The following is a 21,492-nucleotide window of genomic DNA, read 5'->3' on the forward strand; positions in this document are numbered from 1 at the left end:
CATTTCTATCAAGGCAGATTTAATTTATACTGTGTTTTTGAACAGTGTTTAATGGCTATGTCAGACCGAATCAGAAAAATCATTCACGTCGATATGGATTGTTTTTATGCTGCCGTTGAGATGAGAGATAATCCTAGTTACCGTGGCATTGCACTCGCCGTTGGCGGTCATGAAAAACAGCGTGGCGTGATTAGCACCTGTAATTATGAGGCGCGCAAATATGGCGTTCGTAGTGCAATGTCAACGGCGCGAGCATTGCAACTCTGCCCCCATCTACTGGTCGTTCCCGGTCGAATGCACGTGTACAAACAAGTCTCTCAGCAGATTCGTGCTATTTTTGAGCGTTATACGCCTATCATTGAACCTCTCTCATTAGATGAAGCATACCTCGATGTAACGGATTCGACAGCTTGCCGTGGCTCCGCAACGTTGATCGCAGAGTCTATTCGACGCGACATTTGGAATGAGCTTGGGCTGACGGCATCGGCGGGCATTGCACCGATTAAGTTCCTTGCCAAAGTCGCCTCTGATATGAATAAACCCAACGGTCAGTTTGTTATCCCGCCAGATAAGGTTCAGGAAGTTATCGATACACTTCCGCTGGAAAACATTCCTGGTGTTGGGAAGGTGAGTCTTGAGAAGCTACACCAAGCGGGCTTTTATCGATGTGAGGATATTAAAAACAGCGACTATCGTGAACTGCTGAGACAGTTTGGTCGTCAGGGAGCATCTTTATGGCAGCGTAGCCATGGAATTGATAATCGAGAGGTCGTCGTTGAGCGAGAGAGAAAATCCGTCGGTGTGGAACGGACATTTAGCCAGAATATCTCGAGCTATGATGAATGTTGGCAAGTGATCGAGGATAAACTTTATCCTGAACTCGAGAAACGCTTAGAGCGTACAAGCCCAGATAAATCGATTATTAAACAAGGTATTAAAGTTAAATTTGCTGACTTTCAACTGACAACAATTGAGCATATCCATCCGCAATTAGAGCTTGAGGACTTCAAGATCTTGTTAAGAGATATTCTTAAGCGCCAAAACGGACGGGAAATACGCCTTTTAGGCTTGAACGTGATGCTCAAGCCCGAGAACCAAGCGCGTCAATTGAGCTTTTTCTAGGCTCTTACTGCTTCTACCTGAGCTAATACTTGCTCAAAGCTTGTGTTGGCCATCGCACCATAACCTGACAGTTTTGAAGCTTTTAGCTGGCTAATTAAAGGGGTACTAATGCCACACAAGAAGCGGGCGACAGCATCATTGCTGATAGCTGAAGGGGAGAGCTGAATAAATTCCTGCACCCACATTGCTACTTGAGGTGGCTCAATATCCTCACTTTGTGGTGTTGGGAACGAAGCGACTTGACCACGACACACGGAGCAGTGACCACATTGCTTTGGTGCATTGTGATCAGCAAAGTAGTTCGCCAATTGTGAGCTCAAACAGTGCTCTGACTGGAACAAGCGCAGCATGGTGTGAATTCTTTCGATATCTTTGCTTTCTTTGGATTGGAACAGTTCATACAGTTGTTGGATTAAAACATCAGAACTCTGTGTGGTTGGCAAAACAGAGTACACGTCGGTCAGTTGTTTGCTCTCTAGCTCTATCCAACCATTCTGGTGAAAATAGTCGAGGGCTGCGACAACTCGGTTGCGTTCCGATTGATAGTTCATCCATAACGCTTCTAGGTCAACTTGGCACCACACTTTTGCTTTTTGCGAACAGGAGAAAATAGCCTCCACGAATTGACGTCGCTCGCCTTGAAATTGATTCACAATAAATTGCTGATCGTGCAAAAACTTAAAGCGATATTCCGCAAAATAACTGTATTTTGCTTCAATGAGTTTATGTAGCTCCAAATAAACCAACAAGGTTTTGAGTGGCAATTGGCGGATATTACTTTCACGCGATAAACGCAGTGGCACTACCTCCCATTGTGGAGCATGTTCTTTCGCTTGCTCGACTACATAGTTAATCGAGGTTAGTTCAGGTGTATCACCATAGACAAAGTTTTCCAACACCGTTAAGCCGGACGTATTGCCTAGCAGAATGCACTCAGAACGTTGCCCGTCCCTGCCTGCACGTCCAATCTCTTGTGCGTAGTTCTCGATCGATTTGGGTAAGTCGAAGTGAATGACGCGGCGGATATCAGATTTATCGACCCCCATACCAAATGCAATCGTTGCAACAATACAGTCAATTTGGCTATCCATGAACTGCTGTTGGATTTGTTCACGGATGTCGCTTTTCATACCAGCATGGTACGCGTGAGCATTAATGCCAATATGGATTAGTGATTTTGCTACTTGCTCTGCTGTCTGCTGTTGTGTCACGTATACGATAGTCGGAAGCTTAGGAGAAGAGGCGATGATTTCACTTAGCTTTTCTTGTTTCGTTGCTTCCTCGCATGGGATAACCGAGATATCCAGATTGGGGCGGTAGAAGCCTGTAACGGTAATATGTTCACTGGCAATATCGAACTTTTGTTTCATGTCTTCAATAACTGCGGGCGTTGCTGTTGCAGTGAGAAGCAAAGATTGTGGAATGTTCAGTTCACGTTGATATTGCGGTAGCTTGAGATAATCAGGGCGGAAGTTATGTCCCCATTCGGAAATACAGTGCGCTTCATCAACCACCATCAAAGAGATCGGCACTTGGCGAATGAACTCACGAAAACGCTCGTTCTTTAGGCGCTCAACAGAAATCATCAATATTTTGATCTGTCCATTTTTTACCCCTGCCATGACGCGTTGTGACTCTTCTCTGCTTTGACTGCTATCGATAGAAGCGGCCGGGATCCCTTTACTTTGCAAAAAGTTCAGCTGATCTTTCATTAACGCCAACAACGGCGAGATCACCAACGTAAGATTGGGCAATACGGTTGCTGGTAATTGGTAACAGAGAGACTTACCCGAACCTGTAGGAAAGATGGCCGCAGCAGAGTAACCATTCATAACCGCTTCAATTACGGGTTGTTGACCTTGGCGTAATGAGTCAAAACCAAATACGGATTGAAGTGTTTGATGCAGCGAGTCACTTTGCATAATAGGGAAACCTTTCTTTGATGGTAAACTTAGGTACATTAACACACCCTGAGTGCCAAACGCGCGTCCTAAAAGTATGAATAAAGCTGACTTAGTCCAAATTATCATCCAACATCTGGAAGAAAAACTTCAAGTGGCCCATGCATCGGCTCAGCGAGCCATTGATGCCGCGACAGATGAAGAAACTGTTCCCGAGCATAAGTACGATACGTTAGCACTTGAAGCCGCGTATCTTGCTCATGGACAAGCTATGCGAATCCAAGAGAGTGAAGACGAGCTGCGTCAATATCGCGCTCTAGTGACTCGCGACTTTAAAGGCGCACCTGTTGGTGTAGGTGCTTACGTCGTTCTCGCAGATGAGAATTTGCTTGAAAAGCACTTCTTTGTAGGCCCTTGTTCTGGTGGTCTGACTGTTAAATATCAGGCTCAGGAAGTCTTTGTCTTAACAGCAAAATCTCCTCTTGGTCGAGCGTTATTCGGGAAAGAAGAAGGCGATGAGATTGATGTAAAAATAGGAGAAAAAACAACTTGTTACGAAGTCGTGACGGTTTGCTGACATCTCATGTATCACTCAGTGTTATGTTTAACACGAGTAATGTTAAATAAAAGAGAATGACATGAAAAAGCTTTTTACACTCTCATTGCTGATGGTCAGTGCTACTGGTTATGCAGCGCAGTGTCGTGTGGACATCAATAATGAAGTCCGTATGGATGGGCAAAGCTTGGAAATTCGTCAAACGACGGGTGACAAAGCGGTTGTGGATGAGGATAACAACCTCTTCATCAAAGGTGAGCTAATTGAACTCAATGCCGACCAGAAAGCGGCAATTGAAGACTATCGCGAAAAAATGAACGCGTATATTCCACAAGCAAAGCAGTTGGCGAGTGATGGTTTAGCGCTTGCAAATGACATCATCGATGATGTCGCGGAAAGCCTAGACGCACCTGGCGCGTTTGATAACGTCAAAGTCGCAGTACAGGACTTTTTCGCTGATGTTGAATCACGTTACTACAAAGATGGTGATTTCATTCTACCAGCGGAAAGTTTTGAGTCCATGACACAAGGGTGGACTGAAGACTTTGCAAAAGCACAAGAGATCTTCAATAAAGAGTTTTTAGCGAGTTCGTTGGATGCTTTATCGAAAAAAATGAAGGAAGAGGGGGGAATAAACCTCACTGCATTATCGGAGAGTATGGCTGAACTCAGCGCGAAAGTAGAAGAGCGTTTAGCTGAGCATTCGAAAGAGGTAGAGCAACAAGCAGAAGACTTGTGTGACTCGTTGGATGACATGGCAGGGCAAGAAGACGATTTGTTGAAGAAAATCCCTGAGCTAAAAGATTACCGAGTATTTACGATTTAATTACCCTTCAAAAAGTAGAACTCAATGGTATAAAGAAAGAGAGCACAATTGTGCTCTCTTTTCGTTTTTACTTACTTGAACAAGTAATGAAAGCAAGACGATATTTCCGTTTTACCCGCTTGTTCTTTGATAGCTTATTGCGCGTTCATCTCGGTGAGCTTATCGCCGACAGGTTTTGAGAAATTAAAACCATCATACTGATCCCAGTTGATAGACCACGTCATTACCCCTGCATAATTCGGGTAATTGAACGCTGGCTTAACGGTGCCGCATGAAGTGCCTTTGGTTAAACAATCTAGTGCGCTGATAATATTCTGTGTCGGAGCCTGACCTGAATTTGCCGAGCTAGGACCTGAAGGTAAGCCGATTGCGACTTGATCATCACGTAGTGGTGCAAACTGAGTGCCGTCGGCCAATTCAAAGCCTTCGATAAGCATTTTAGATTGCGCTACCATCATATCCACAGAGCCTTCTGGTGCACTGCCTGGCAGATATGGGTTTGGCAAACCACCGTTGTTATATAGCTGGACGTGAAGTAGGTCGAGCGTGCTGCGTGTCTCGTTAATCACAGGAATGTAAGCTCCCCAAATACCGCTGTAAGCCACATAGCCGCCTTGAACATAAGGATGCTCAGGTGCCATGGTTAGGTACATGTCGCCACCCATATTTTGCTCTATTTGAAGCAAAGCACGACCAAGGCGAGCTTGAATTTGCGAGCCATGAACCAAGTTAGATCCACTCTCTAAATCCACATCAAGACCATCAAAGCCCCACTCAGCGATAAGACCTGTTAGGCTAGAGACAAAGTTGGCTTCGTCTTGATCGGTATTCAGCGTAATAGTGCCTTCTGCGCCACCAAGAGAGAGAACAAACTTCTTACCCTTCGCTTGAAGCGCAGCCATGTCTTGCTTGAATTGCGTTGGGTCGAGCGCTGGACAATCGCTGTAAATATCGCCTGAATATAGATTAAAGTGCACGGTACCATCGCTGTTGCGGTCATTTTCGGCGAAGGCAATATCAATCACATCCCACGCATCAGCCATATCCGCTAGACGAATTGGACAGCCAGCCCCATTTACAAAATTGTGCCAGTAACCGATGAGTTTATGACGTTTCTCTGCTTGCTCAACCACCGTTATTGCTGCTGCGTCAGACAATGCATTGCTTCCTGACAAATCCACAGCTTGGGCGCTAACTGTAAAGTTACCAAGTGCAGTTGGTGTCCAGTTGGCTGTGTAAGGTGCCGTGGTATCGGTTGCAATAATAGAGCCGTTGATCATGAAATCAACGTGTTTAATGCCTGAGGTTAAAGACGTTGCATCGGCACTTAATGCGAGGTTTTTGCCTAAGCCGACGGTTTGACCGCTACTTGGTGAAGTCAGTGAGACGACCAAATCTTTATCGCTGACTTCCACACCAACCAAGGACTCTGACGTGTTGTTAGCATTATCGGTTGCGACGGCTTTAAGCTGGTTAGCGCCAATAAGTGTGGCGTTCCAAGTAACGGAATATGGTGCTTGAGTGATGACCCCTAAGCTGGTGTTGTTCGCAAAAAACTCAACTTGCGTGACTGTGCCATCAGCATCGCTTGCGTTAGCCGTGATTTCGTTATTGCTGCCAGCGAGCACGACTTGTCCATCCGTTGGTGCCGTAATGGTAACTTGCGGTGGCGTCGAACAAGCACCTAGGCCACTCCAAGCATCTTGCCAATATAGCCCTTCACCAGGCTCGTAAGCCCATGTCGCATCCGAGGAACACCAACCCGCAACGTCACAACGATATTTTTGGTTGAAGTGAGAAACTAGGTCGCCAACTTGATAACTCGTTCCCGCCGCGTAAGGCACTGCATCTGCACATCCGCCCGTCCCTGTTTCTGAATTACTAACAACAAGCGTTACTTCTTGGCTCATGGTTGCGAGGTTTGTGTCATCAGTCGCTTGTGCTTTGAACGAGTATGTACCTGGACTCGCGGTCCATTGATATTCGTAAGGTGCACTAGTATCAATGGCGACAGATTGATTGTTTACGAAGAACTCAACTTGTGTGACCACACCATCAATATCATCAGCTTGAGCGGCTACGGTTAGGTTATCGCCTACATTAAGCACTTCTGTGCCTACTGGGCTTGTCAATGAAATGCTTGGTGGCGGCAACTCGACTTGTGGTTGAATTTGGATAGAAATCATCGTGGTGGTAACGGCTCCCTCATTATCGGTCGCAATCGCGGTCAATTGCGAGACACCTTCAATAGCGGTCTAAGATGCTTCGAATGGTGCTTGAGTTATCACAGCAACCGTTTGGTTGCCTGCAACAAACTCAACTTGTGCGATTTGGCCATCTTCGTCGGTTGCGTTGGCTAGCAAGGTGATCGCACTGCCTTCGGGAATTTGTGCGTTGTTTGTTGGAGAGGAGAATGACACTGTTGGCTCTAGATTGTTGCTTCCACCATCACATTGCCCTAACGCTTTCCATGCCTCCCAAGCCCCTGAATTGGTAACAGGGTCATTGCCTTGCGTCCAATACGCGGCCTCGTAAGCGGCTCCTTGCGTTTTTACTAAAGTGCCCGATGTATAAGTCGCAGTGCTGTCCCAGTCGGGTAAGCTTTGGCAGTTATAGGCTTGAGCTTGGTAGCTGACGCTGAGTGCTGCAACCATCGCTCCGTGAAGTAGAGTGACCTTCATTTTCCTCTCCTTGAGTCATGGATATAAATGAGAACAGAGTAATAACTAGCTGATAAATAGACATAAGGGGGAAAAAGCGAAGCATAATATTCTGCTTTTCGACACAGTATCACGAGGAACTATTCGTTCCTTACACCAAAGCTCATTATTTTTCGGCTCACTTCACGATGGGAGAATCACAAATTCTAGGCGTGTGAAAAAGACAAAAGTCGCCAGGTCTTAGAATGATGAATGTGAGATGTACGTTAAAATTTACAAGCTGAATGACTGTGAATTGTTTCAACTGTCGAGTATTTAACCGGAGCGCTCTTGTTGAATAGTGAATATTGCTATAGTGTACTAGTCAGCTAGTTCAATGATATTTTGTGTGAGTAGTATGACACAGCAAACCTCTTCTCAGCCTCGTGAGCATTTTGGCTCTCGTCTCGGATTCATCTTAGCAGCCGCAGGTGCCGCAGTTGGCCTTGGCAATATTTGGGGCTTTCCAACCCAAGCTGCCAGTAATGGCGGCGGTGCTTTCCTGTTGGTTTATTTGGTGATGATTCTTATCGTCGCATTTCCTATGCTGGTGGTTGAAATGGCGATTGGTCGTCATGGTCAAGCCAATCCGGTAGATAGTATGCGTTCGCTTACCAATCATCCGGTAGGTAAAAAGCTCGGCGGTATTGTGGGCTGGATTGGTTTAAGCGTACCAAGCGCTGTTTTAGCGTTTTACTCTATTGTCGGTGGTTGGTTGATCTGCTTTTTACTGGGTGCAATCACAGATCTAATGGGGTTAGAAGCTGCAACTCAATGGCTAAAGGGCTTTAGCGTTGAACGTAACTTGTTCGGAACCATTACTTTTTATGTGCTAACGATTCTCATCGTACAAGGTGGCGTAAAACAAGGTATTGAGAAGTGGTCCACACGTTTGATGCCAGCATTGTTTGTTCTGTTTGCCCTGCTGTTTGCTTACATCATGACGCAAAACGGTGCGATGGAAGGGCTAAAGCATTACTTGGTACCGGATTTCGAAAAGGTATGGGACCGCAAGTTGATTCTTGCTGCAATGGGACAGGGCTTCTTCTCGCTTACGATCGGTGGCTGTTCAATGCTGATTTATGGCTCTTACTTGAGTAAGCAAGAGAACCTACCAAAGATGGCGATGAACGTGACCATGGTAGATACTGCCGTTGCTTTCATTGCAGGGTTAGTGGTGATGCCAGCGATGTTTGTTGCGATGCAAAAAGGCGTTCAAATCTATGCTGAAGATGGCTCTCTATTAAGCTCTGATACGTTGGTATTTACCGTATTGCCATTGATGTTTGATAGCTTAGGTTTGCTTGGTCAATTGTTCTCTATTGTGTTCTTTTTATTGCTGACGATTGCGGCGCTAACGTCTTCCATTTCAATGTTAGAGTGTCCAGTGGCGTTAGTGAGTGAGCGTTTCAACACCAAGCGTAGCGCAACGAGCTGGGTTTTAGGTGGTCTCATCGCCTTGTTCAGTGTGGTGATTGTTTATAACTTTGGCGCTCTGTTTGGTATGGTCGCGACGGTTGCTACTCAGTATCTACAACCAACCGCTGCGCTCTTATTCTGCTTATTTGGTGGTTGGGTATGGAATCGCAACTCAAAAATCAAAGAGCTTGAGCAAGGTTGCCCGGAGTTTACGCAAGGTTGGTTTGGTAAGTTATGGCCTGCGTATGTGAAGTTTGTATGTCCAATTCTTGTGGCTACGGTCATATGGGCTTCATTCGGCTAATCGAAACGTCTATTGGACAAAAGAGAAGGGCTTGATGAGTGATCATCAAGCCCTTTTTCATGTTGGTTATTCCCCGTTTCAGTTACCCGCGGTGATTGCTGCGGGTTAACGGAATTGTCCTGCTTCTGGAAGAAAGTCAAAACCAGCAGAAGCCAGTTTTGCTTCTAGTGCCGCACGATCGATATCGAAGAAAGCTACCAGTTTATCTAAGTCACCACCGAAGTCGTCGCGTAGCTTCATATTTACAATGCTCATGAGCATGACAGAATCCATGGATTCAAAGTTCGCTAGATTCATTACTTATCCTCAAAATCTGAAATCAGTAGGTTTGCCGCAGCAAATGCCGCTTTTTCACGCACTTCTTTAGGCAAAGACTCATCCGCCGCAACATCGTTCAGCGCTTTAACAGCACATGAAATTGCCTGAGGAATGTAAGCTTGATCGCCACTACCAATTTGAGCATAAAGCTCACGAACCAGTTCACAACAGCCGTATACTTGCATGTTTTCTTTCCACTAAATGATAACTTATCTCAATATACACACAGCAGATTTGAAACTCAAAGTGCAGAGTTGTTTTGGCTCAAGTTGAGGAGTTGCTTGAGCGAGATTTAATCACTGCATTTGTACTTCTAACTGCTGAGTGACTTCTGGTGAAAGCTGAAGTTGTTTTGCCAGTTCTTGCAAATACGCTTTTTCCATGAAGTTTTGCTCATCAGCAACAATCAAAGACGCGAGATAAATTTCTGACGCTTGTTGGGGAGAGGTCGCCTGATTAGCAATTTCAGCAGGATCAAGCGGTTTGTTTAGTTCTTGCTGAACGAGTTGACGTACGTGCTCATCTGCGCCCATATCCACGAGGGCTTGCTCGATGCGGGCCATTTCCTCTTCATCTACATGGCCATCGGCTTTTGCGGCTCCAATCATTGCTTTTAAAATTAGTACACTGTGTTTGCTGTCATCGGGGTCAAAGGTCTCATGAACACCTTGACCGGACTGTTTGGCTTGCCAGTCGTTATAAACTTTGTAGGCTAATGCTCCAAGCGCAGCAGCGCCACCGACTTTTAATGCGCCCGAGCCTATTTTCTTGGTCATTTTTTTACTTTTCTTCGAGCCCATCAGCATACCGATAAGGCCTCCGCCAACGGCACCTGCTCCTAGCGTTTTCAGGCTACTTGAGTTTGATGAGGATTTGATGTTGTTAGTTTGTTTACCTAACGCATCAGCCCCTTGCTTGAGTAAGTCTGATTTGAGTGCTTGGTTTAGAAGACTTTTTAAATCCATAACTGACCTCCTTTAGATGATGAAATCAGTTTAATAGCAAGAAGCTGAACCAAAGATTAACAAAGTGAATAGATCTAAAGGGGAGTAGTAAGGTTGCCCAGTAATAAAAAGGGTTGACCGAAGCCAACCCTTTCTAATTATTTTGAAATTACTTCAAATGAGAACCGTCGAGCGCTTACTTTAGTTGAGCCTTTACGTGCTCGATAATATCAGTCATTGCGACTGGCGTTTTCTCACCAGTAGCACGGTTCTTGTATTCGAAGTTGCCTTCTTTCATTGAGCGATCACCGATAATAATTGTATGCGGTACACCAATAAGCTCCATGTCAGAGAACATTACGCCTGGGCGTTCTTTACGATCATCAAATAGCACTTCGATGCCCATTGCCGTTAGCTCAGCGTACAACTTCTCAGCGGCTTCTTTTACTTCTTCTGACTTGTGCATGTTCATTGGAACGATCGCAACCTGGAATGGTGCGATTGCATCTGGCCAGATGATGCCGTATTTGTCATGGTTTTGCTCAATAGCAGCCGCTACGACGCGAGTGATACCGATGCCGTAACAGCCCATTTCTAGGATGACGTTCTTACCATCAGGACCAAGTACACCACAGTTCATCGCTGCGGAGTAAGCGTTGCCAAGTTGGAAGATATGGCCAACTTCGATACCACGCTTAAGCTGGATAATGCCTTTACCACATGGGCTTGGATCGCCTTCAACCACGTTGCGTAGGTCTTCAACTTGACCAAGCTCTGCGTCACGACCCCAGTTAATGCCGAAGTAGTGTTTGCCATCGATGTTCGCACCCGCACCGAAATCACTCATTACCGCTACGCTGCGGTCAACGATGAACGGCAGTTTAAGACCAACAGGGCCTAGAGAACCAGGACCAGCACCGATAAGCTCACGAATTTCTTCTTCAGATGCCATTTCCAGTGGAGCTGCAACCTGAGGAAGGTTCTCTGCTTTCACTTCGTTCAGTTCATGATCGCCACGAATGATAAGCGCGATGATTGGTGCATCAACTTCGTCAGACGCTTTCACAAACAAAGTTTTCACTGTTTTTTCAATTGGCAGCTCAAACTGTTCAACCAATTCAGCGATTGTTTTTGCGTTTGGCGTATCTACCAACGTCATTTCTTGCGTTGGTGCAGCTGCTTCAGAGGCTGGAGCTAGTGCTTCTGCTTTTTCGATGTTTGCCGCGTAATCTGACTCGGTAGAGAATGCGATGATGTCTTCGCCACTTTCAGCCAGTACGTGGAACTCTTGAGAGCCGCTACCACCGATAGCACCGCTATCTGCTAGTACAGGACGGTAATCCAGACCCATGCGATCGAATGCTTTGCAGTAAGCATCGTGCATTGCGTCGTATGACTTTTGTAGGCCGTCTTTATCAATGTCAAAGCTGTACGCATCCATCATTGAGAATTCACGTGAACGCATTACACCGAAGCGTGGACGACGTTCGTCACGGAATTTGGTTTGGATTTGGTACAGGTTTAGCGGAAGCTGTTTGTAAGAGCTCACTTCATTGCGAACAAGGCTAGTGATCACTTCTTCAGCGGTTGGGCTAAGTACAAACGGACGAACATGACGGTCAGTAAAGCGAAGTAGCTCAGGACCCATCTTTTCGCTGCGGCCTGTCTCTTCCCATAGTTCAAACGGCTGAACAACGGGCATCAAAGTTTCGACTGCACCTGCATTGTCGATTTCTTGACGAACGATGTTTTCGACTTTACGCAGTACACGTAGACCAGTAGGTAGCCAGGTGTATAGACCTGAAGCCAGCTTACGGATCATACCTGCACGTAGCATGAGCTGGTGGCTCACTACTTCTGCGTCGTTTGGAGTCTCCTTCAGAGTAGAAAGAAGATAATTACTGGTACGCATTAAATTTATCCGTTTATTTAAGTTAGATACTCAAGCTTGAATAAGCTGGAGTATAGGAGTTCCCGAAAGGGAAATTTATTAGCCGTCTATAATATCAGCCAATTGCGTTTGTCAAAAGCTTTCAATAGCGGTAACCGTTATTAAGTTGCTTGTTGCTGTGAACTTTACGTTCAAGTCGAACAAATTTACCGCATATTCTTTGTCGTCCGGCTTGCTTTTCTTGTATGCAGGACGAGGATCTTGTGCCAGAACTTGTTCAATGACTGATCTTACATAGTCAGTATCGGATCGATTTTCTATCGTTGCTAATGCTTGAGCAGAAAAGTTGACTTGTGACTTTTCTGGTTCTTGGTCTGCGTATCCGCCTTGTGCTTCCGAAATAGAATCCGAATAGGGGATATAAGGCTTAATATCTACAATCGGTGTCCCATCAACGAGATCAACGCTGCCTAAATCAAGATAGATTTGATCGCCTTGCTTAGTGACTCCTTTCACTTCAACGGCTGACATTCCGATTCCGTTTGGGCGGAAAGTCGAGCGTGAGGCAAAGACACCTATTCGTTCATTGCCGCCTAGTCGTGGTGGACGGACGGTTGGCTTCCAACCTGCTTCCAGATTTTGATCAAACAAAAATAACAGCCAAACGTGAGAGAACTGTTCTAGCCCACGCACTGCTTCAGGGCTATTCGCTGCGCCTAACAGTTTTACGCGTGCTTTCGCTGTTGGTACTAAGCGAGGCTGGCGCGGTACTGCAAACTTTTCTTTGTACGGTGTCTCAATGACACCGATGGGTTCAATGGAATACATGGTGGACATCTTTAAGAATTCATTGAGATGAAAAGTATCACAAATTTCTCTTGCTTTTCTTGTTGATAATGATCATTAATTAAAATGTTATAACATAACATTTTAATTGAGAGGAAAAGTATTATGAAACCAGGAATCCACCCTGAATATCGTCCAGTGGTGTTCCACGACACCAGCGTAGATGAATACTTCGTTGTTGGTTCTACGTTGAAAACAGAGAGAACCATCGAATGGAAAGATGGCAAAACCTACCCTTACTTTACGTTAGATGTGTCGTCAGCCTCCCATCCGTACTACACCGGTAAACAGCGAGTGGTTCAAACAGAAGGTCGTATTGCGAACTTCAACCGTCGTTTTGGTCAATTTAAGAGCGAAAAGGAATAAATCATGAAGGTAGTAAAATCATTAAAAAGTGCAAAAAGTCGTCATCCGGATTGCCAGATCGTAAAACGAAGAGGGCGTCTATATGTCATTTGTAAGGCGAATCCGAGGTTTAAAGCAGTGCAGAAGTAATCGTTCTGCATATTTCTGGGTTATGGTTTTGTTTAATTGATAATTTTGACTTAACTGTTTTACATGGATGAAATATCTGCATTTTTGTTTATTATTGGTTATAAAACTCTCTAATGGTCACAGTTTGTAACATTTAGGGCTTTTCTTTAACCTTCTACTCAAGTACCCTTCGCTCGCTTTTTTGACATTTTTGTCACATTTGCACAGGAATAAAAACAAGGAGGGAACAGATGAGTTCATCTGATTCAATTAAACAAAACTCGCCTAAGAAGCCGCTGTTTACGCGCTTTTTGGATACTGTCGAATATTTGGGGAACTTATTACCTCACCCGATCACACTATTTGCCATTTTCTGTTTAGCCATTCTGGTGATGTCGGGCATTGCAGGATACTTCGAAGTTTCCGTTGTAGACCCTCGTCCTGAGGGCGCAAAAGGTCGTGCCGCAGATGGCATGATTCATGTCGTCAGCTTACTTAACGCTGATGGACTCGAACTTATCGTTACCAATTTAGTGAAAAACTTTGTTGGCTTTGCGCCTTTAGGCACGGTTTTGGTTGCGATGTTGGGTGTTGCTATTGCCGAGTACTCTGGTTTGCTATCTGCAGCTATGCGTGGCTTGGTCATGGGCGCATCTCAACGTATGGTAACAGTGACTGTTGTTTTCGCTGGTATCATTTCAAATACGGCATCAGAGCTGGGGTATGTGGTACTTATTCCACTGGCAGCAATGCTGTTCCATTCTCTAGGTCGTCACCCACTTGCAGGCCTTGCTGCGGCATTCGCTGGTGTATCTGGTGGTTATTCAGCAAACCTACTTATCGGTACGGTTGACCCGCTACTGTCAGGTATTACTGAAACAGCAGCGCAAATGATTGACCCAACTTACACTGTTGGTCCAGAAGTTAACTGGTACTTCATGTTTGTTTCGACGTTCTTCATTGCAATCACTGGTGCGTTTGTCACTGAAAAAATTGTTGAGCCAAAGCTTGGCAAATACAGTGAAGAAGAAGCCTCAGAAGATTTGTCGAACGACAAAATGGGCGGCTTAACAGACATTGAAAAGAAAGGTCTAAAACTAGCAGGTGTTGCTGTACTGGTTGTTTCCGCGTTGCTTGCTTGGACGGTTGTTCCAGCTGACGGCATCTTACGTTCTGATGCAGGTACAATTGCAGGTTCTCCATTCCTGAAAAGTATCGTGGCATTCATCTTTGTGTTCTTTGCTATCCCAGGCTTTGTGTTTGGTAAAGTTGTTGGCACGATGAAGACGGATCGCGATGTAATTGATGCAATGGCGAAATCGATGTCTTCTATGGGCATGTACATTGTATTAGTTTTCTTTGCTGCTCAGTTCGTTGCTTTCTTTAAATGGACTAACTTCGGTCAGGTATTCGCGGTTGCTGGCGCTAGTTTCCTGCAAGAAATTGGCTTAACTGGCCCAATGTTATTCTTTGCCTTCATCCTCATGTGTGGCTTTATCAACCTAATGATTGGTTCGGCATCGGCACAGTGGGCAGTGACGGCACCGATTTTTGTTCCTATGTTAATGCTTGTTGGTTATGCACCGGAAACGATTCAGGCTGCTTACCGAATTGGTGACTCGACGACAAACATCATTACTCCAATGATGAGCTACTTTGGTTTGATCCTAGCGGTAGCAACTCGTTACATGAAGAACTTAGGTATCGGTACGCTGATCGCGACCATGCTACCTTACTCAATCTGCTTCATTGTAGGTTGGAGTGTGTTGTTCTATCTGTGGGTATTCGTATTTGGTTTACCAGTAGGCCCTGGCGCAGCAACATACTACACACCGTAAAAACGGTTACCTCACACAGCTCCATTATAAAAAGCCTGCGAACGTCGCAGGCTTTTTTATCGATCCAGATTGTGTGCACGCAGGCTTGCTTGGCTATCGATGTCGTTTTATAGCTGAAAACGCATCAACAAAGGGCGATAAAAGTGCTGAGTGAGCCAGCACAAGCTTTGCCAAATTACGCGTTTGTACCAAGGTAAGTGCGCAATATAAACATAGCTAAATTCAATTTCTGGCTGGGCTTTTCGGTTGCGTTTAAAAGCTGGTGCCCCTGAGCTCATATTAAAGCGACGCTGGCATATCATTGCGTGGCGGATGGTATAAGCAGATATTCTTCTATACAGCGCAAAACTCTGCGGCTTATTGGTATCGTAGCCAAAAATTGGGCAAGTCATGTCGTTATCAATTTCTACTATGCTTAACGTAGCCAGCATCTCGTCTTGATAAAACAGTCCCACTAAATGCACTAAGTTATTCTGGCTAGCCTGCTTTAAATATTGGGTTGAAAACTGGATGTTATTCCGGCTGTATTTATCAAGGTAAAGCATGTCATATAACACTTTGGCGCGCTGAAACTCTTCATCAGTAGCCAGTGGCTTAAACTGCCAATCTTTATCATTAAACAGCTTGAAATCTTTTGTTAAATCTCGGTTGAAGCTGAATGCTTGCCAATCCTCAAGTAAATACACTTGTCGTGTTACCAAGCTTTGCCATTGTTGCTGTTCTAATCGCTGAATTAAGTGTGAGTGCTGAAGTTGGTTGAGGGAGCGAAGCACCAAGGGAAAGGTGGGGTATTGATCGAGTGCCACGCGGCGCAGCTCATCAAGGTTTAAGGATTCCCATTGTTCGCTATACATATTGGTGGACAAGCACTGATTGTTGAGCGTTTGGACTTGATCCAATCCAGCCAATGATAAGATTGGTTTAGTCATATTAATAAGTAGCTTACATACCCATCGAACAGCCACATTTTTGACTTTGTGAAGCTCTTCTTCGGCGTAGCCACTAAGCAGTGTCATAGGGGACACGGCATAACAGTTGTTTGGTATTTTTGGTGTTACGGAGTAGGGAATGGCAACATCATTGATATAGTAGCAACCAAAGCTTGCTGTGCATTCATTAATAGGATTCGATTGCATAAGAGTGATAAAGGTTTTATGCCATTCTTGAGAGGAAAGTGTCATGATGGCAACGCTTCTCCATTCCACTCAATATCAACGGTAGAAGCGGCGCTCCATTTTGCCTTGTTCTGCCTAGCTAACCGGAGTAATTCAAACACACTCCGGATTTGGCTCCCTACCGGCAAGTTATGCTGTTGCATTACATTCACTCCAGACCACCAATCTTGCCAAGTTCGAGCCTTAAATAGGGATAATCCACCTTCAGCGATGAGTGTTATTGGACCTAAATGATGCAATCGCTGCTTGGAAGGACTGGTAAACTCCATATTAGGAAGCAGTTGATTGCATCGAGATGAGAGTAGGTGCAAACCACTTGTGGCTCTTGGGTTGCATTCAATCACGTAGAGATCATTTTGTGATTGGATGAAGTCAAACGACACCTGCCCATGATAAGTATGACGCTCACCAAAAGCTGCGATAAAAGTATCTAGTCGTTCGCATGAGATCGGCTGAAAAGCACTGGCGGCCGAGCCGTTTACACAGTATTTCGGCACATAAGCTTGGTGTGCTTTAAGGTCACCATGTTTAAAAATCGCATAGTTACACACCGGAGTCCCATGGATTTTTTGTTGCTGAACCCAAGGGAAAAGGGGTGATATCGTGGCGGCAGAAATAGACTGAGTTGTCACATCTCTTATGACTTGCCCGCCAAACCGAGAGTAAACTGGCTTTAGAACGGTTCTCTTATTAATTTCAATCTCACTTTTATCAGTGACCAAACGAGTTTTTGGAAGTGTAATTTCTGGCAAACCTTGAAGCTGTTCAAAGACGGTCAACTTGTTGTGTAGGGCATTGAGTAGTCCCACATCGGGCAGAAAAAAATCTACATCTGGGCATTGTTTGGCAACATGAGCCAAGTAATACACTTCTTCACAAGTGGGTATCACCATATCAATACGCATCTGAGTAATGATTTTTAGGATCTGCTGTTGATAGGTGGGAAACGCAAATCGAGGTGAAGCGGTGGGGATATAAGACTCGATACCTCGCAAAAATGATCCCAGAGGCTTTTTTAGCGAATCGGTGAGAATTACTTCATGCCCATGATGCATACACATGGTTGCCCACTCTAGCGCAACTGGTGCTCGGGCTCCGGTGATTAAGACCCGCATATGTTCACCACACGTCGTTGTTTATTCATTGGCGTCCAAATAGGCGCAGGGCGGTAACTAAATCTGACAGGATCAAGCCGTAATTGGTCAAACAACTTTATCAAGGCTTGATGTATAACCCGATGGTGGTGAACATCCGCTTCAATTTGAATGGTTTGTGACCCTGTTTGGGTGATTCGGTAATCCACGCGACCTTGGGCAGATAGTGTTATAGCGCGGTAGATGAGATCTGGTAACACCGTCACTGGGACGTGGTTTGCGTTTAGCGTGAGGCGATCACCACATCGTCCGGCAATCGCGCCAAGAGGTTCAAATACGCCATTATCCTGTTTATTCTCAATAATATCGTCGAGCTGATAACGAATAATTGGCTGAGTTTTACGACGAAAATCGGTAATGATTGGGCTGTAATGAGTACGTTCGGTATTCAGCCAATGTTTTTCGATGTAAACAACATCCTGATTCCAGCGCATTTGTCCTTGCTGATCAGTACATGCAAGAAAACCTTCGGTACATTGATAGACTTCATGGAGTTCGCTGTCGAACCGTTGAGAAATATAGTGACGGTCACTCTCGGTTAGAACCTCTGCCCCAGAAATGATCCGCTGTGGTTGAATTGCGGGTTGACCAAATTGACCGCTGAACTGGGCGCAGAGCTGAAGAGCTTGCGCACTACCAACCAAAAGCGTGGGTTGGAACTCATCCAACTCTTTTATCCATTCTTGGTAAGGTTTGGTTAAATCGGCATAAAAGAATGTGACAGGTCCTTTCGCGACGGATTTATACAGTGGGCTGTTGGCTCGCAAGGCTAGTGCAATTCGGTGCTTTTGCCATAGGTTGGGCAAAAGGCGAGCCAATATATTGCCGGCCCACAGTTGTGTTTCCTGCTTGTCAGCAAGAAACAGCCCGCGCATGCCTGATGTGCCCGAAGAAAGCCCAACAGTAACATCGCCAACTTTCGAAGCGGCGAAGTTGCGTGACTGTTCTGCGTCGAGTGCTTGTTGCATTAGCTGTTCAGCATCTAAGCCTTTCGTATTCAACTCCGAGAGGTTCTCCATCATGGTTTGCTTATTCATGATAGGGAAACCACTGAGTGCTGCACCTTGAAGTGAGCGGTAATACGGTGAATGACAGCATACCCATTCCAAGTGTTGCGTTAAGTGTTGTTGCTGCCATGTTTCGACTTGTTCCCTTGAGCCGAAGGGGCGGTAGCGGGTTCGCCAGAATTCTGAGATAAGCGTTCTCACTTCATCCATCCTTCTTTGATTAGCTGCTGGATAGTTTCCTGACAATGTGAAGGTACGAAGCGAACAACTTGGTGGGTTTGTTGGTAGCAACTTCTCAACTCGGAGAGGGTGTTTTTATAGGCTTTTGTATCATCGCAAAGCATGTTCGCCAGCCAATGCTGATCGATATTTTCACTCAAGCTCTCGATTAACCAGCATGCATCGGCGAGTAAGAACAGCCAACTTTGGTCTCTTTTAACCAGCAAGCCCACTTGGCCAGCGGCATGGCCTGGCAAGCTAACCATATAAATAAGTCCATCGTCGAACATGTCTTTACAGAGCAAGTTAACCCCTTGGCACTGAGGAAGAATTTGGCTGATTGGCACAGAAAAATCACCATGAATGATGAAGTTAGATTCTATTTGTGGAGGAAGCAGAGCTTTTAGGTAGCCTTTTCTTACGCCTCCAATTCGACCACTTTTAGTAATCGCATCTACCCCTTTTTGTTGGCAATGCAATTGAGAGTGAGAAAACTCAGACACGGCGGCAATGTGATCAGCGTGAAAGTGGGAGAGCACTAAATGCTCAATATCATGAGGTTTGAGATTTTCTTTTGCTAACTGCGCAACAATCCCATGTTCTTGTTGATAGCGGCAAGGTGTTGTCCAAGCATAAAAACGTTCAGGGAAGGAACGAGTCGCGCTAAAAAAGTGCTCGTGATATCCCGTATCAAACAGGATGTTGCCTTGTGTCGGGTGTTGAATTAACGCAACGGCTGCCGGAAATGCTCTAGGCTTGATACCAGAGCCTGGTTTGACAACAAAGCCTGGGTGTACGCAGTGTCCAGCCTCAAAGATTTTTATTTTTAGACCAGTTTGCATACTGCTGTATTCCTTCTTGAATTGAAAAAAGTGGTTGGTAATTCAGGTTTTTTATCGCCTTGCTGATATCCAGAGTTTGATGATAGTTAAACAATCCTGCGCTGTATGAAGTGAGCCTTGGCTCTGGCTGATGTGGTAAGCGCCTTCGTATTTGCTCACTGAGCTTTAATAATGGTGATACCACACCGTATGGTAATGATTGTAACGTTACTTTTAGGTTCAACCCCACACATAAAGCTTGTAGAACAGTCTCAATTGGCATTGGTTCGTTGTTGGAAATATTGAAGACATCACCATGCTGAAGCCGGTCTGCCTGAGTGCAAGCGAGCATCGCCGCATGGGCAACGTTGTCGACATAAGTTAGATCAACCACTGGGTTTCTACCCGATGGCAGAAGCAGAGTGTTGTTTTTTATCGCCTTAAGCACTCTTGGGATAATCGCGCGATCGTTGGGACCAAAAATGCCACGCGGTCTTAAAATGATCGCTTTGCTTTGGCCTTTTATGGCTTCAAGTTCAGATAGGTATTTGGTGTGTGCGTAATCATTACACCAGTGTGAAGCAATGGCGTCGGTTTCTCGAATATTCCAACGGTCTTGATGGTCAAAGTAGACGCTGGTGGAGGAAATATGGATAAAACGCGAGATTTGATGCGTATTAGCCGCATTGACGAGGTTTTTGGTGGCATCTACATTGGCTTGATAAAACGCTTCCCACTTGCCCCATGGGCTTGAGAGAGCGGCACAATGGATGATTGCATCCATGCCGTGGCATACCGCATGAACAGCAGAGTGGTCTCTCAAATCGACTAAATGTGGGATAACATCGAATTGCTCAGCGAGTTGTTTGGCGATGATTGTATTTCGCGCTGTAAAATGCAGTTCATGTTGCTGGTGAAACATTCTTAGAATTGCGCTACCCAGCATCCCACTGCCACCCGTGACTAATATCTTCATAGTTTTAGCACTCCCATCCCTAGTGACAACCCTGCGGCGGTGCCAGCTAATAACACATGTTTTCCTGCTGTTTCTGGCTGATTACGCAGCCAGTGTAAGTTAATCGGGAGTGAGGCGGCGACTTGGTTTCCCAAAGTCGAAAAGTGATTAACTGTTTTCTCGGTTGGTAACCCGGTGAGTGATGGCAGTTTTTTTAATCCGTGCGCACTGGCTTGATGCGGAAGAAAATAATCAATATCGCTGAGTGTTACCGGAGAGGCGTCAAAGCCTTTTTTTAGAAACGCCGGTAAGGTTTTACGCACATGTTTAAACAGTGCTTTGCCCTCCATCTCAAACTGGCAGCTTTTTAAATAGGCTTGATGCTCTGAGGTGTGAGGGTTGACATGACTACCTCCGCCCTTAATTTGACAAAATGAATACCCGGCATGATGCGTTTCAAAGTGACTGGTGAGCAATCCATCACCGTTGTGTTCTTCGAGCAAAAACGCGGCGGCACCGTCGGCGAATAAGGTTGCAATTTCTGGTTTGAGCGTAAAATTTCGATTCAGTGTGATGCCAGTAGCGAGTTCGCTGGTGACAATGAGAATCCGACGGTACCGTTTTGCGAAGAATAGACTCTGAGCAAGATCAAGCGCAGAGAGAAATGATAAACAGGTGCTGTTCAAATCAAAGCTTTCTAGCCATGTTGGAGCGTCTAACGCGGCGAGAACCGCTGAGGCGTCGTAGGGCAGAGACTGGTGGTGAGTGCCGCTGGCGTAGATAAGGAGATCAACGGAGCTCAGGGTATGTATGTTTCCTAAACACTGCTCTATCGCCTGCACCGCCATGTAAATAGCGGTCTCTTTTGTATTGGCTACATGACGATATTCAACGTCGAATTTATTTCGGCAGGTCCCTGGCGCCAATTTTAGGAAGCGATCCATCTCTCGATCTGACCATTGATTCGTTGGCAGGTAGCTTCCACTAGAAACGATGTTAAAGCCCATTATTCTCTATACATTT

19 protein-coding genes and 1 pseudogene are annotated in these 21,492 nt (G+C 45.4%); 7 read left to right on the forward strand and 13 right to left on the reverse strand.

Annotation, left to right across the window (positions count from 1 at the left end; translation table 11 throughout):
• Positions 1–93: 93 nt before the first annotated feature.
• Complete coding sequence (gene dinB, locus NL645_RS10100; RefSeq protein WP_253651709.1) at positions 94–1,122, forward strand: DNA polymerase IV; 1,029 nt, start codon at positions 94–96, stop codon at positions 1,120–1,122.
• Here the strand turns inward: dinB and NL645_RS10105 are convergent.
• Positions 1,119–3,044 (reverse strand): ATP-dependent DNA helicase RecQ, encoded by a 1,926-nt coding sequence (locus NL645_RS10105; protein ID WP_253651710.1) that lies wholly within the window; start codon positions 3,042–3,044, stop codon positions 1,119–1,121. The genes dinB and NL645_RS10105 overlap by 4 nt on opposite strands.
• Positions 3,045–3,120: 76 nt before the next feature.
• On the opposite strand from NL645_RS10105, the gene NL645_RS10110 reads away from it, so the two are divergent.
• Together NL645_RS10110 and NL645_RS10115 are read left to right on the forward strand one after the other, a co-directional pair.
• A complete protein-coding gene (locus NL645_RS10110; protein WP_109169655.1) occupies positions 3,121–3,600 on the forward strand; it encodes a GreA/GreB family elongation factor in 480 nt (159 codons plus the stop codon).
• Between the two features lie 61 nt (positions 3,601–3,661).
• Positions 3,662–4,405 carry a YggN family protein gene (locus NL645_RS10115; protein ID WP_005385316.1) on the forward strand — a complete coding sequence of 248 codons (744 nt, stop codon included), beginning with the start codon at positions 3,662–3,664 and terminating at the stop codon, positions 4,403–4,405.
• 134 nt (positions 4,406–4,539) lie between these two features.
• Here NL645_RS10115 and NL645_RS10120 read toward each other — a convergent pair.
• Positions 4,540–7,086, reverse strand: a pseudogene (locus NL645_RS10120) (Ig-like domain-containing protein).
• 376 nt (positions 7,087–7,462) lie between these two features.
• On the opposite strand from NL645_RS10120, the gene NL645_RS10125 reads away from it, so the two are divergent.
• Complete coding sequence (locus tag NL645_RS10125) at positions 7,463–8,827, forward strand: sodium-dependent transporter (protein ID WP_253651652.1); 1,365 nt, start codon at positions 7,463–7,465, stop codon at positions 8,825–8,827.
• A 105-nt stretch (positions 8,828–8,932) separates the two neighbouring features.
• Here NL645_RS10125 and NL645_RS10130 read toward each other — a convergent pair whose 3' ends face one another.
• The 5 genes from NL645_RS10130 to tsaA all read right to left on the reverse strand — a co-directional run bounded on the left by NL645_RS10130 (position 8,933) and on the right by tsaA (position 12,808).
• Complete coding sequence (locus tag NL645_RS10130) at positions 8,933–9,124, reverse strand: DUF4250 domain-containing protein (RefSeq protein ID WP_048625898.1); 192 nt, start codon at positions 9,122–9,124, stop codon at positions 8,933–8,935.
• A complete protein-coding gene (locus NL645_RS10135; protein ID WP_005391765.1) occupies positions 9,124–9,330 on the reverse strand; it encodes a YaeP family protein in 207 nt (68 codons plus the stop codon). The genes NL645_RS10130 and NL645_RS10135 overlap by 1 nt, the downstream gene beginning before the upstream one ends.
• A 111-nt stretch (positions 9,331–9,441) precedes the next feature.
• Complete coding sequence (locus tag NL645_RS10140; RefSeq protein ID WP_104969715.1) at positions 9,442–10,110, reverse strand: tellurite resistance TerB family protein; 669 nt, start codon at positions 10,108–10,110, stop codon at positions 9,442–9,444.
• 175 nt (positions 10,111–10,285) lie between these two features.
• Entirely contained in the window at positions 10,286–12,001 is a 1,716-nt protein-coding gene (locus tag NL645_RS10145) for a proline--tRNA ligase (RefSeq protein WP_006742543.1), read from the reverse strand.
• Between the two features lie 111 nt (positions 12,002–12,112).
• Positions 12,113–12,808, reverse strand: a complete 696-nt coding sequence (tsaA, locus tag NL645_RS10150; protein WP_253651653.1) for a tRNA (N6-threonylcarbamoyladenosine(37)-N6)-methyltransferase TrmO — start codon at positions 12,806–12,808, stop codon at positions 12,113–12,115.
• A gap of 123 nt (positions 12,809–12,931) precedes the next feature.
• Between tsaA and NL645_RS10155 the strand changes: the two genes are divergently transcribed.
• The 3 genes from NL645_RS10155 (at position 12,932) to NL645_RS10165 (ending at position 15,138) form a co-directional block, all read left to right on the forward strand.
• Positions 12,932–13,192, forward strand: a complete 261-nt coding sequence (locus NL645_RS10155; protein ID WP_012841491.1) for a type B 50S ribosomal protein L31 — start codon at positions 12,932–12,934, stop codon at positions 13,190–13,192.
• 3 nt (positions 13,193–13,195) lie between these two features.
• On the forward strand, positions 13,196–13,321 hold the full coding sequence (gene ykgO / locus NL645_RS10160; protein ID WP_009844388.1) for a type B 50S ribosomal protein L36: 126 nt from the start codon (positions 13,196–13,198) through the stop codon (positions 13,319–13,321).
• A 230-nt stretch (positions 13,322–13,551) separates the two neighbouring features.
• Positions 13,552–15,138, forward strand: coding sequence for an AbgT family transporter (locus tag NL645_RS10165; RefSeq protein WP_006742541.1), 1,587 nt, complete (start codon positions 13,552–13,554; stop codon positions 15,136–15,138).
• 107 nt (positions 15,139–15,245) lie between these two features.
• Here the strand turns inward: NL645_RS10165 and NL645_RS10170 are convergent, their stop codons facing one another.
• Genes NL645_RS10170 through NL645_RS10195 form a run of 6 tightly spaced genes read right to left on the reverse strand, consistent with a single transcriptional unit; the run spans position 15,246 to position 21,476 of the window.
• Positions 15,246–16,319 carry a hypothetical protein gene (locus NL645_RS10170; RefSeq protein WP_253651654.1) on the reverse strand — a complete coding sequence of 358 codons (1,074 nt, stop codon included), beginning with the start codon at positions 16,317–16,319 and terminating at the stop codon, positions 15,246–15,248.
• Positions 16,316–17,428 (reverse strand): ATP-grasp domain-containing protein, encoded by a 1,113-nt coding sequence (locus NL645_RS10175; RefSeq protein WP_253651655.1) that lies wholly within the window; start codon positions 17,426–17,428, stop codon positions 16,316–16,318. The genes NL645_RS10170 and NL645_RS10175 overlap by 4 nt, the downstream gene beginning before the upstream one ends.
• On the reverse strand, positions 17,416–18,684 hold the full coding sequence (locus NL645_RS10180; protein ID WP_253651656.1) for a F390 synthetase-related protein: 1,269 nt from the start codon (positions 18,682–18,684) through the stop codon (positions 17,416–17,418). Before NL645_RS10180 ends, NL645_RS10175 begins: the two co-directional genes overlap by 13 nt.
• The gene (locus NL645_RS10185) at positions 18,672–19,535 is read right to left on the reverse strand and encodes an MBL fold metallo-hydrolase (protein ID WP_253651657.1); all 864 of its coding nucleotides are present in this window, start codon (positions 19,533–19,535) and stop codon (positions 18,672–18,674) included. Before NL645_RS10185 ends, NL645_RS10180 begins: the two co-directional genes overlap by 13 nt.
• Positions 19,504–20,490: an NAD(P)-dependent oxidoreductase gene (locus NL645_RS10190; RefSeq protein WP_253651658.1), complete on the reverse strand. Its 987-nt coding sequence runs from the start codon at positions 20,488–20,490 to the stop codon at positions 19,504–19,506. The genes NL645_RS10185 and NL645_RS10190 overlap by 32 nt, the downstream gene beginning before the upstream one ends.
• On the reverse strand, positions 20,487–21,476 hold the full coding sequence (locus NL645_RS10195) for a ketoacyl-ACP synthase III (protein ID WP_253651659.1): 990 nt from the start codon (positions 21,474–21,476) through the stop codon (positions 20,487–20,489). Before NL645_RS10195 ends, NL645_RS10190 begins: the two co-directional genes overlap by 4 nt.
• Between the last annotated feature and the right edge of the window lie 16 nt (positions 21,477–21,492).

This window comes from Vibrio sp. Y51_MX_L26 (assembly GCF_024181935.1).
Classification (GTDB): Bacteria; Pseudomonadota; Gammaproteobacteria; order Enterobacterales; family Vibrionaceae; genus Vibrio; species Vibrio diabolicus.